At 67.4% G+C, this 11,220-nt stretch carries 10 protein-coding genes and 1 pseudogene; 7 read left to right on the top strand and 4 right to left on the bottom strand.

The genetic code is table 11. The features are described from left to right. Nucleotides 1-36 precede the first annotated feature (36 nt). Nucleotides 37-1,272, bottom strand: a complete 1,236-nt coding sequence (locus tag ACFWDI_RS32090) for an NYN domain-containing protein (RefSeq protein ID WP_385309386.1) — start codon at nucleotides 1,270-1,272, stop codon at nucleotides 37-39. A gap of 252 nt (nucleotides 1,273-1,524) precedes the next feature. Here ACFWDI_RS32090 and ACFWDI_RS32095 point away from each other — a divergent pair, with 252 nt between their 5' ends. After that, nucleotides 1,525-1,710: a hypothetical protein gene (locus ACFWDI_RS32095; protein ID WP_385309388.1), complete on the top strand. Its 186-nt coding sequence runs from the start codon at nucleotides 1,525-1,527 to the stop codon at nucleotides 1,708-1,710. A gap of 120 nt (nucleotides 1,711-1,830) precedes the next feature. On the opposite strand, the gene ACFWDI_RS32100 is transcribed toward ACFWDI_RS32095, so the two are convergent. The 3 genes and pseudogenes from ACFWDI_RS32100 to ACFWDI_RS32110 all read right to left on the bottom strand — a co-directional run bounded on the left by ACFWDI_RS32100 (nucleotide 1,831) and on the right by ACFWDI_RS32110 (nucleotide 3,285). After that, nucleotides 1,831-1,959, bottom strand: a complete 129-nt coding sequence (locus tag ACFWDI_RS32100; protein WP_385309413.1) for a hypothetical protein — start codon at nucleotides 1,957-1,959, stop codon at nucleotides 1,831-1,833. A gap of 56 nt (nucleotides 1,960-2,015) precedes the next feature. Further along, nucleotides 2,016-2,399, bottom strand: a pseudogene (locus ACFWDI_RS32105) (zinc ribbon domain-containing protein); the annotation flags it as partial. 316 nt (nucleotides 2,400-2,715) lie between these two features. Beyond that, complete coding sequence (locus tag ACFWDI_RS32110; RefSeq protein WP_385309390.1) at nucleotides 2,716-3,285, bottom strand: hypothetical protein; 570 nt, start codon at nucleotides 3,283-3,285, stop codon at nucleotides 2,716-2,718. A 256-nt stretch (nucleotides 3,286-3,541) separates the two neighbouring features. Here ACFWDI_RS32110 and dnaE point away from each other — a divergent pair, with 256 nt between their 5' ends. The 6 genes from dnaE (at nucleotide 3,542) to ACFWDI_RS32140 (ending at nucleotide 11,077) form a co-directional block, all read left to right on the top strand. Further along, nucleotides 3,542-7,087, top strand: a complete 3,546-nt coding sequence (gene dnaE, locus ACFWDI_RS32115; protein ID WP_385309411.1) for a DNA polymerase III subunit alpha — start codon at nucleotides 3,542-3,544, stop codon at nucleotides 7,085-7,087. Continuing rightward, nucleotides 7,084-7,305: a DUF6300 family protein gene (locus tag ACFWDI_RS32120; protein WP_385309392.1), complete on the top strand. Its 222-nt coding sequence runs from the start codon at nucleotides 7,084-7,086 to the stop codon at nucleotides 7,303-7,305. Before dnaE ends, ACFWDI_RS32120 begins: the two co-directional genes overlap by 4 nt. Before the next feature lie 220 nt (nucleotides 7,306-7,525). Further along, on the top strand, nucleotides 7,526-7,693 hold the full coding sequence (locus tag ACFWDI_RS32125; RefSeq protein ID WP_385309394.1) for a hypothetical protein: 168 nt from the start codon (nucleotides 7,526-7,528) through the stop codon (nucleotides 7,691-7,693). Nucleotides 7,694-8,086: 393 nt separating this feature from the next. Further along, the gene (locus ACFWDI_RS32130; RefSeq protein ID WP_385309396.1) at nucleotides 8,087-9,421 is read left to right on the top strand and encodes a DUF2252 domain-containing protein; all 1,335 of its coding nucleotides are present in this window, start codon (nucleotides 8,087-8,089) and stop codon (nucleotides 9,419-9,421) included. A 90-nt stretch (nucleotides 9,422-9,511) separates the two neighbouring features. After that, nucleotides 9,512-10,198 (top strand): hypothetical protein, encoded by a 687-nt coding sequence (locus ACFWDI_RS32135; protein WP_385309398.1) that lies wholly within the window; start codon nucleotides 9,512-9,514, stop codon nucleotides 10,196-10,198. A gap of 57 nt (nucleotides 10,199-10,255) precedes the next feature. Next, a complete protein-coding gene (locus ACFWDI_RS32140; protein WP_385309400.1) occupies nucleotides 10,256-11,077 on the top strand; it encodes a DsbA family protein in 822 nt (273 codons plus the stop codon). Nucleotides 11,078-11,220: the final 143 nt, after the last annotated feature.

The following is an 11,220-nucleotide window of genomic DNA, read 5'->3' on the forward strand; positions in this document are numbered from 1 at the left end:
CCCTCGGGCCCCGGCTACTCCCTTGCTGTTGCCGCTCTACTCACCGGCCGGGGCGTGCTCGGCGGCCGCCCGTACGTCGATCTCGCGCCAGAATCCCGCCCGGATCGCATAGCGGTCGTGCTCGTCGATCTGGTCGTCCTTGTGCGCGAGCAGCCCGAAGCGGGCCGCGTACCGCAGCAGTTCACCGTCGATGCGGTGCGGGATCCGCGGGTACATGGTGGACAGCTTCTGCACATGGCTGGATTCCGGCAGCCGTTCCATCCAGCGGCGGGCGAAGACCTGGCCGACCTCGAAGGGGTCGCCGCCGACCGTGGTGATGTCCTCCTCGCGGTCGGCCCACCGCTGCTCGGCGCTGGTGAGCTGGGCCAGTGTCGGCAGCGACGCGGTCTCCGGCGGTTCGCCCAGCGCCCCGCCGTTGCCGCCGGGGCGCTCGACCCAGCCCTTGTCGGAGGACCAGCGCAGGGTGGCGCTCGTCGGGTGCGGTCCGGTGTGCGGGCCGGGCGCGCGCAGGCCCGCCAGATCCTTGGGGGTGGGGACGCCCTTGGTGGAGGCGGGGACGGGGACGGCCTCGACACCGTTCTCGGAGGTCGCGGGCGATCCGTTGTGTACGGCCTCGGCCGCCCGCTCCTGCGACGCGGCGAGCGCCGACTCGGGCAGCGGCGCGGAGAGAATCGCCGCGATCTCGGGGCGCGGCACGGGCGGTGGCGCACAGATGCCGGTGAGCTCCTTGGGCCGCACGGCGCGGGTGATCCACACCCGGTCGAGCACCCGCCGCTCGTCGGCCTCGGCGACCAGGTCCTCGGACTGGTTGTAGTCACCGTCGGCAGCCTGCACCGCCCAGAGATGGACGGCGACGCCGTGCTCCTTGGCGGACATCAACCCGGGGAGCAGGTCACCGTCGCCGGTCACCAGCACGACATCCGAGCAAGCGCGATTTCTGGCCAGTTCGGTGAGCTCGGCATGCATCGCCGCATCCACACCCTTCTGCGCCCAGCGGCCGTCGCTCCGGGTCAGCGCGCCGAGCCGGACCGTCACTCGCGGCATGACGCGCAGCCGCCGGTGCTCGGGCTGCGGTACGCGGTCAGGGGCGCCGTCGAACCAGTAGATACGCAGCAGCGGTCGCTCCGTATCGGCTTCGGCGAGTTCGCGAAGGCCCTGAATGAGGGCGGCGTGGTCGACGGTGATCCGGGAACGCGCCGGTTCTCCGGCGAGAAGGCTCGCGGCGGCGCCCAGCAGATATCCGGCGTCCACCAGGACAACGCAGCGGTCCACGCGTTCCACCCTCTTTCGGGAACTTCGGGATCGGGGAAGGTTCCGGATCGGGGATTGTTCCGGGTTTCCTTCGAGTCTGCCCGACCGCAAGAGGGTTAACGGCCGGAACTCGATCATCGGCGTGGCGGAAGCCCGGCACGGGGCGCGACATGGGCCGTTTACCCACCGCAATGATCCAAAATGCGGCAGTTCTACGGGTATGTGAGTCTGACAGCGGCCCTGGCCCCGAGAAATCCCACAGGAGGCATCACCATGGCCAAGAACAAGAACCGCAAGCAGAGCAGCCAGCAGCAGGACCGCTCCTCCTCCCCCGCCGAGCGCGGTGGCGAGCAGGCCAAGTCCACCGCCTACGAGTCCCAGGCGCAGCCTCAGTCGCAGGCCCAGGGAAGTCCGGCGGATGTTGCCCGCAAACACCAGCGGCGCTTCGGCCACAACTGATCGCGCTGTAAAGACGCAAGGGGCGCGCCCGTGACGACGGGCGCGCCCCTTGCGGCGTTTGTGCGTACAGGCCGACGGACTTACGGGTCCACCGGCTTATGGCTCACGAGCCCACGGACCCTAGCCGGCCAGGCAGGATGGGCCGAGCAGCACCTTCAGATCGCCGAAGAGAGCCGGGTCCGGCTGGACGCGGTGCCGGTCGAGCCGGAGCACCGTGGTCTTGCGGGGGCCCTGCAGCTTGATCCTCACCTCGGTGTTGCAAACTCCTCCCCCGGGTAATTCCAAGGGCTTCCCGTGTCGTTGGCTTATGCCGTGTCACCGAGGACCAGCCCGGCCCTTTTGAGGATGTTCAATGCGCCAACGTGGGCCGCGTTCGCAGAGAACCCGCAGGCGGTGCATTCGAACTTCGCTTGGGTGGGGCGGTTCTCCTTCGCTATGTGCCCGCATTCCGGGCACGGACGGGAGGTGTTGCGGGGGGCCACCGGGATCACGCGACGACCGGCACTTTCAGCCTTGTGTACGAGGATTCCCAGGAACACCCCCCAACCCGCGTCCAGGATGCTGTGGTTCAAGCCCGCTTTGGCGGCGCCGTTCGGACGGAACGCGCCATGCTGCTCGGTGTCGCGTTTGGGTATCGGGGCGCGAATGACCCCTGCGCTGTTCAGCTTCTCGTGCGCTATCACGTCGTGCCTGACGCACGAGAGCGAGCGCGAACGCCATACGAGGTTGTAGATCTCTCCGAGCGGCCGGCGCTCGGCGACCCTGTAGGCCGCCCCGTTGAGGCGGGCTTGGTAGTTCTGCGAGACGGCGGGCAGATGGATCTCTTCCAGCCGGTTCGCGAAGTAGCGGAGGGCTTCCTCTGCGATGAGTTCCTGGACGATGGCCAGGAGGTCGTCGTGCCACCCGGCTGTCATGCCCGCCGGTCCAGGGAGGAGATCAGGCGGGCGTCGAGCGTCTCCACTGCCTTCTCCGGGCTGGTGCCGTAGGGGGCGCAGTAGCTGGCGGTCAGAGGATAGAAACTGTCGGTGAGCTGGGGTGCGGGAAGGGCATCCAGGTCTCCTGCGGCTTCGCGGTACGCCTTCTGGAAGTTCTCCGGAGTCCGGACGAACGCGGCGATTTGCTGGAGGGGTGGATCTGCAGAATTCCAGCTCGCATCAGTGACCCGAGCAGCGGGCTGATCTTCATGCTGTCCGGGTGGAGCGGGTCCGGCCAGTGGTTGATGTCGGCAATGGTGACGTGGAGGGCGCGTACCGCAGCAGGGCCAGGGCACCGATCATGTCGCGGACTCCGGCCGAGGGCGGGGTGCTGGTGTCCGAGAGGAAGGTCCGTGTACTTCTTGGCGATGGCTCCTGTCTGGAGTTGCTGCCCCCAGCCGGCGGTGTCGATGTCCGTGGTCTTCTCGCACCACACAGGAGTGCCGTAGTCGGGGGCGAAACCAGCCAGGGCCCAGTAGCGCTCGCCGATCGCCACGAGCTCGGGGTCGGCATCGTCAGCAGCGATGACGGCCGGGATGAGCTTGGTGAGGTCGTCAACCGTGGACTGCTGTTGGAGGATCTCGCTCGTCCCAGCCGCCACCCTATGGGCTCCCACTGACAGCCCCGGCTGTTGCCCAGCCGATCACGAGATGACTACGCTCGGCAGATTTTCGGGGACTCTGAGCGATCGTGCGAGGTCGTCGCTTGCCCCGTTTCCGATCGCTCGGCGAGGCGGCGGGAAAGGCGTTTCGGAGGGGGCCCGAGGGATAGGGTAGAGGCTTCCCCAGACCGTCCTCGGAGGTGCCTGCCCGGTGGCCGACAGCTTTGTTCACCTGCACAATCACACCGAATACTCGATGCTCGACGGTGCTCAGCGGCTGAAGCCGATGTTCGCCGAGGTCGAGCGTCAGGGCATGCCCGCCATCGCGATGAGCGACCACGGCAACATGTTCGGAGCGTACGAGTTCCAACAGGTGGCCAAGAGCTTCAAGGGCGTGAAGCCGATCATCGGGATCGAGGCGTACGTCGCGCCGTCCTCGCGCCGCAACCGCAAGCAGGAGTTCTGGGGTCCCGGCGGTGTCAGGGCGATGTCGGACGACGGCGAGGGCTCGAAGGACGTCTCCGGTGGCGGTCGCTTCACCCACATGACGATGTGGGCGCAGAACGTCAAGGGACTGCAGAACCTGTTCTATCTGTCGACCGAGGCCAGTTACACGGGTCAGTTCCCGGCCGGCAAGCCCCGTATGGACATGGACCTGATCTCCGAGCACGCCGAGGGGATCATCGGGACGACCGGCTGCCCCTCGGGCGCCATCCAAACTCGGCTTCGTCTGAATCAGTACGACGAGGCCCGGGAGATCGCAGGCCAGTACCAGGACATCCTCGGGAAGGAGAACTACTTCCTGGAGCTGATGGACCACGGCCTGGCCCTGGAGCGCAATGTCCGCGGGGACCTGCTGCGTCTGGCGAAGGATCTCGATATCCCGCTGCTGGCCACCAATGACGCGCACTACGTTCTCGAAGAGCACGCGGACGCGCACGACAACCTGCTGTGCATCGGTGTGGGCAAGAACAAGGACGACCCGGGCCGGTTCAAGTTCAACGGCACCGGCTACTACCTCAAGACCGCCGCCCAGATGCGGGAGCTCTTCTCCGAGATTCCCGAGGCGTGCGACAACACGCTGCTGATCGCGGAGCGCATCGAGTCGTACGAGTCGGTCTTCGAGAACGTCGACGAGATGCCGAACTTCCCCGGTGTCCCCGAAGGCGAGACGCAAGAGTCATGGCTGCGCAAGGAGTGCCTCAAGGGCCTCGCCATGCGCTACGGCAACCCGATCCCCACCGAGGTCCTGGAGCGGTTCGAGACCGAGATGTCGGTCATCGGCCCGATGAACTTCTCCAGCTACTTCCTCGTCGTCGCCGACATCTGCCAGTACGCACGCGACCAGAAGATCCCCGTCGGCCCCGGCCGTGGATCGGCAACCGGCTCGATCGTCGCGTACGCCACCCGTATCACCGAGCTGTGCCCGCTGGAGCACGGACTCCTCTTCGAGCGGTTCCTGAACCCCGAGCGCATCAACCCCCCGGATGTCGACCTCGACTTCGACGACCGTCACCGCGACCGGATGGTGCGCTACGTCGTCGACAAATACGGCGACGAGTTCACCGCCATGGTGAACACCTTCGGCAAGCTCAAGGCCAAGAACGCGATCAAGGACACATCGCGGCTCATGGGCTACCCGTTCTCTCACGGCGAGCGGATCACGAAGGCCCTGCCGCCGGATGTGATGGGCAAGTCCATCCCGATCAGCGGGATCTTCGACGAGAGCCACCCCCGCTATGGGGAAGCCGGCGAGATCCGGCAGATGTACGAGAACGAGCTGGACGTCAAGAAGGTCATCGACGGCGCCAAGGGCGTCGAGGGCCTGATCCGCAACACCGGTGTCCACGCGGCTGCGGTCATCCTGTCCAAGACACGGCTCACCGACCGAATTCCGCTCCACATGCGCGCCAAGGACGGCGTCAAGATCACCGGCTTTGACTACCCCAGTTGTGAGGACATGGGGCTGGTCAAGATGGACTTCCTGGGGCTTCGGAACCTCGGCGTCATCGACCACGCGATCCAGAACGTCCGGGAAAACCGCGGCATCAACATCACCACCGACACCGTCCCCCAGGACGGCGCCAAGCCGATCCCACTGGACGACGCCACCACCTACCAGCTCCTGGCGCGCGGTGACACCTTCGGCGTGTTCCAGCTCGACGGCGGCGGCATGCGCACCCTGCTCAAGCAGATGGAGCCCAGCCGGTTCGAAGACATCGCAGCAGCCCTCGCCCTCTATCGGCCTGGCCCCATGGCGGCGAACGCGCACACGAACTACGCGTTTCGTAAGACCGGCAAGCAGGAGATCCAACCGATCCACCCGGAGCTGGAAGGGGCCCTGGAGCCGATCCTGGGCAACACGTTCCACCTGCTCATCTACCAGGAGCAGATCATGGCCATCGCCCGGCAGCTCGCCGGGTACACGCTGGGCGGCGCCGACCTGCTGCGGCGTGCGATGGGTAAGAAGAAGCCCGAGGTACTGGCCGCGGAGTGGGACAAGTTCTCCGACGGCATGATGAACCAGAACGGCTATTCCAAGGAGGCCACCCAGGCTCTGTGGGACGTCATGCTCCCGTTCTCGGGCTACGCGTTCAACAAGTCCCACACCGCCGGATACGGACTCGTCTCGTACTGGACCGCCTACTTGAAGGCGAACTACCCGGCCGAGTACATGGCCGCGCTCCTCACCTCCGTGGGGGATGACAAGGACAAGGCCGCGATCTACCTGGCCGACGCCCGGAAGCTGGGCGTTCAGGTCCTCCAGCCGGACATCAACGAGTCCGTCGCCAACTTCACCGCCATCGGCGACGACGTACGGTTCGGGCTCCGCTCGGTGCGTAACGTCGGCGAAGGCGTCATCGAGTCCCTGGTGACCTCCCGCAAGTCCAAGGGCAAGTACACCTCCTTCGCCGACTTCCTCGACAAGGCCGACATCGGGGCCCTCAACAAGCGGGCCGTCGAATCGCTGATCAAGGCCGGCGCCTTCGACTCGCTCCAGCACACCCGCAAGGGGCTGTCGGCCGCGCACGAGGACGCCATTGACGCGGTCATCCCGGTGAAGAAGCAGGCCGCGATCGGGCAGGACGACCTGTTCGGGGATCTCGGCGGCGACAGCGACGAGCCGGTCTTCGGCCTGGACTTCCCCATCGACGACAGCGAGTGGCCACGCAAGCAACTGCTGGCCGCGGAGCGCGAGATGCTCGGCCTGTACGTCTCCGCGCACCCACTGGACGGCACCGAGCACATTCTGTCCCGCAACCGGGACACCACGATCAGCGAACTCCTCGGCTCAGGCCGCACGGAAGGCGTCGTGCAGCTGTCCGGCCTCATCACCAGCGTCGACCGCCGGATGACCAAGCAGGGCAACCCCTGGGCGATCATCAACCTCGCAGACCGTGACGGCGAGATGGAGATTCTGTTCTTCCCGGCCACCTACACCCTCGTCCAGCACGCCCTGATCCCCGACTCCGTCGTCTCCGTCCAAGGACGCCTCAACGACCGTGACGGGGCTGTCAGTATCTTCGGGCAGGAGATCCAGGTGCTGGATGTCTCCTCGGCAGAGAGCGGCGGCCGGCCACCGGTCATGCTGTCGTTCCCCGCCTACAAAATCAACGAACCGACGGTCACCGAGCTGAAGCGCATCCTCTCCGCGCACAAGGGCGAGAGCCCGGTACGGATGCGGATCCAGACACCCGCGAAGACCGTCCTGTACGAGCTGGGGTTCCTGGTGGACCCGACCTCGGTCGCCTCCGACATCAAGGGCACCTTCGGCCCCGACGCCTGGATGGGCGTGGCGTGAGCGACACCGAGGAGATCCTCTTCCAGCTCGACGAGCTGCCGCCGTGCCCGTGCTGCGGCGGAGCGGTTCTGCTGCTGGCCCGGTTCTCCCACGTATGGAAGAACTCCCGCGGCGAGGGCGTCGCGGGAGCCCGGGAGTCGCTGCTGTGCCCGGCCTGCGACCGGGCCGAGTCGACCGCGGACCAGTTGCTGGCGCTCTCGCCGTGCACGAGCAGTTAAATCCCGACAACAGCTTTGTTTTCGGAGGCCTGATAGCGGCCTGGGTTGAATCCGTCCGGCACCGGAACGTGGAGGCGGCGATCACCGCAGAGCACGAGCAGTGGCGGCGTGGAGATCTCTGAACAGACAACAGTGGGGGTGGCGTTGGCGTCATACCACGGTGGTCCCGGGCGATCTTGCAGACGCTGCCCATCCCGTGCGGGTCCACGTGCAGGGACGTGTGGCCGGCGTCGCAGCCGGTGAAGATCTTGCGTTCGCGGTGGCGGGTGGTGGCCTGGGAGGACAGCGTTTCGCCGCTGCCGACAAGAACCCGCTCTTTCCCGCGTTGCGGTACACGGCCGAGGAATGGCAGGCATTCCGGCAAGGCATGATCACCGGGTCTCTATGAGCCGCACCAAACCGATTCGGGGCCGTCTCCCCCAGCCTGTAGCAGGGGGAGACGCCCTCGCCCGCTGAGCGTGCCGACTTCTGGACGGGGCATGCGCGGACCATGGTCGCCCGCTCCGCCACCGCCTGGTGGGTCGCCACGGAAACGACGGCGGCGGCATCGGAGTGGGAACGTCATCTGCTCCAGCACAGTCTCCGCCTGACCGGCCTCGCCCAGTGGTCACGGCGGAATGCCTCCGGAGAACGGTGGGCGACAGGCTGCGGGCAGTCTGGGGGGACAGCGTGGAAGTCTACGTCTCCGCGCTGACAGTCGGCGGGCACTCCCGAGTACCTTCGTCCGTTGAAGGGGCGGAACTGCCCGCCCCGTTTGTCATGCACCAGGAGGCACCCAGCGATGTCGGTACCGCGACCCGCCGAGGTCACAGCTGAAGAGCGCGGCGAGCAGATTCTCACCGTTTTCGACACCGCGTTCGGCGAGCTTCTGGCCGCCGACCCGGGCGCGTTCCGGGTGAAGTTCCGGAAGATGGCCGCCTCGGCCTTCGCCTTCTACCGGGGCACGGCCTGCCTGTTCTACAACGACCTGGAGCGGGAGCAGCACGGCGGGCCGTTCCTCGACGACCGCACCGGCCGGGTGTGGATCCACGGCGATCTGCACGCCGAGAACTTCGGCACGTACATGGACGCCAACGGCCGCCTGATCTTCAACGTCAATGACTTCGACGAGGCGTACGTCGGCCCCTTCACCTGGGACCTGAAGCGGCTGTCCGCCTCGCTGGCGCTGATCGGCTACACCAAGGCGCTCAGCGACGAGCAGATCACCGAGCTGGTGCGGATCTACGCCGCGGCCTACCGCGAGCGCATCCACGCCCTGGCCACCGGCGCCAAGAACGACGAGGTGCCGCCCTTCACGCTGGACACCGCCGAGGGCCCGCTCCTCGAGGCGCTGCGCGACGCCCGCTCGCTCACCCGCTTCTCGCTGCTGGACTCGATGACCGAGATCCGTGACTTCGAGCGGCGTTTCGCGCCCGGCGGCGGCTCCATCGAGCTGGACGCGGCCACCCGCTACAAGGTGCTCGCCGCCTTCGACGGCTATCTCGAGACCCTGCCCGAGTCCAGCCTGACCAGGCCCGACTCGTACCGGGTCAAGGACGTCGTGGGACGGCGCGGCATCGGCATCGGCTCGGCCGGGCTGCCCTCGTACAACATCCTGCTCGAGGGCAACAGCGACGCCCTCGAGAACGATGTCGTGATCTATATGAAGCAGGCGCAGACCCCGGCGGTCTCCCGGCACATCACCGACGCCGCCGTGCGTGAGTACTTCCAGCACGAGGGTCACCGCACGGTGATCTCGCAGCGCGCGCTGCAGGACCACGCCGACCCGTGGCTGGGCTGGACCGAGCTGGACGGCTCGGGCCAGCTGGTGGCCGAGGTCTCGCCGTACGCGGTGGATCTGGACTGGTCGGACATCGACGATCCGGAGGAGATCGCGGCGGTCGTCGCCGACCTCGGCCGGGCGACGGCCACGATGCACGGCGCGGCGGACTACGAGAGCGGTCACTCGTTGGTGCCGTTCTCCACGGAGCGGGCCATCGACGCGGCGATCGCGGCCGACGAGGACAGCTTCGGCGAGCTGCTGGTGGAGTTCGCGCACAGCTACGGCGCGCGGGCGCGGGCGGACCACCAGATCTTCGTGGACCTCTTCCGTAACGGAAGGATTCCGGGTCTCTAGGGTCGGCCGGGAGCCGGGCGGGATCCGGCCGGGGGGCCAGGCGGGATCCTTAGGTGTCGCTTACAGAGACGCATGGGACACTCCCCGGTGATGGACATGAGCGAGGCGCGGCTCAGGGGGCTGCGGGCAGCGATCTTCACGGCACTGGTCGTGACGCTGTCCGCTGCCTCCCATGTCCTGCTGTCGCGGGTGCCGCTTCCGCTGACGACCGTCGCCGGACTCGCGGCCGGTGTCTTCGCCGTGGCGTACGCGCTGTCGGGTCGGGAGCGCGGCTTCTGGCGGATCGCGGGCCTGCTTGTTCCGCTGGAGCTGGCCGCCGACACCGTCTTCACCACCGGTCAGGATGTCTGTTACGGCCCCGGCGGCGGACCGGTCGCCGGTTCGCTGCGCTCGGTCGGCTTCGATGTGCTGTGCGGCGGCGGTGTCGGCACGGCGCTGCCCGGGGTGGCCGTCCCCGAGCGGGGCGCGGCCGCTCTGCTGCACTCCACGGACCCTGCCCTGCCCTGGCTGCTGCTCGCCGCGCATGTGTCGCTCGGGCTGCTCGCCGCGGCCTGGCTGCGGCGCGGCGAGTCGGCGCTGGCCGGACTGGTGCGGGCGGTCGGCGCGTTCGCGTTCCGGCCGCTGCTGCTCGCGGTCATCGCGGTGGGCACGGCCCATCGTTCCGTGGGCCGCGGAGCGCGCCCCGCGCCCCGTCGGCCCCGTACCTCCCCCACCTGTCTGCTGGTGCACTCCGTCGGACGGCGGGGACCGCCGCGCTCGGCCGCAGTTTTCGGTTGAGCCCGCAGTCCCCATTTTCCGTATCTCCTGATACGACATCACACGGAGTGAATCAGCATGAGTGCACGCAACAGCCAGGCCAACAAGGCGGCGGCCCGCGAGCGGCTGCGCCAGGAGCGTGAGCGCCAGGCCAAGAAGGACAAGACCCGTCGGCAGCTGATCGTCATCGGTTCGACTGTCGTGGTCCTCGCGATCGCGGGCGGCATCGGTTACGCGATCATGCAGGCCAACAAGCCGACCCACTGGGAGTCGGTGAAGGACGAGAAGAACGTCACCGCGCCGAAGAACACCGAGGGCGAGAACGGGACGACCGTCGTCATCGGCAAGCCGACCGCGAAGAAGACCCTGGAGCTGTACGAGGACTCGCGCTGCCCGGTCTGCGCGAGCTTCGAGCAGACGGTGGGGGCGACGGTGAAGAAGGACGTCGACGCCGGCAAGTACAAGATCAAGTACATCGGCGCCACGTTCATCGACGGCGAGAAGTCCATCAACGGCCAGGGCTCGAAGAACGCGCTGAGCGCGCTGGGCGCGGCGCTGAATGTGAGTCCGGAGGCGTTCGCCGACTACAAGACCGCGTTGTACTCGGCGAAGTTCCACCCGAACGAGACGGACGACAAGTTCTCCAAGGACTCGTACCTGCTTGAGATCGCGGACACCGTGCCGGCGCTGAAGGGCAACAGCGAGTTCAAGAAGAACGTGGAGGACGGGACGTTCGACGGCTGGGCGATGAGGATGACGGACGCGTTCAACAAGAGCGGGGTCACGGGCACGCCGACGCTGAAGATGGACGGCAAGACGGTCACGGCGCAGGGCAGCAAGAACCCGCCGATGACGGTGGAACAGTTCAACGCGGCGATCACCAAGGCTCTGAAGGCCTGACAGCCTGACGGCGCGAGCGTGGGGGGGGGGGGGGGGGGCCCCCCCCCCCCCCCCCGGGGGGGGGGGGCGCCCCCACGTGAGGGGAGGGGGGGTGTGTTATAAAAAAAAGAAGCAGCCGACCACCCAAGGGGGGTTGTTATAGG

It is taken from the genome of Streptomyces sp. NPDC060064, assembly GCF_042736455.1.
In the GTDB taxonomy this organism is placed as follows: Bacteria; Actinomycetota; Actinomycetes; order Streptomycetales; family Streptomycetaceae; genus Streptomyces.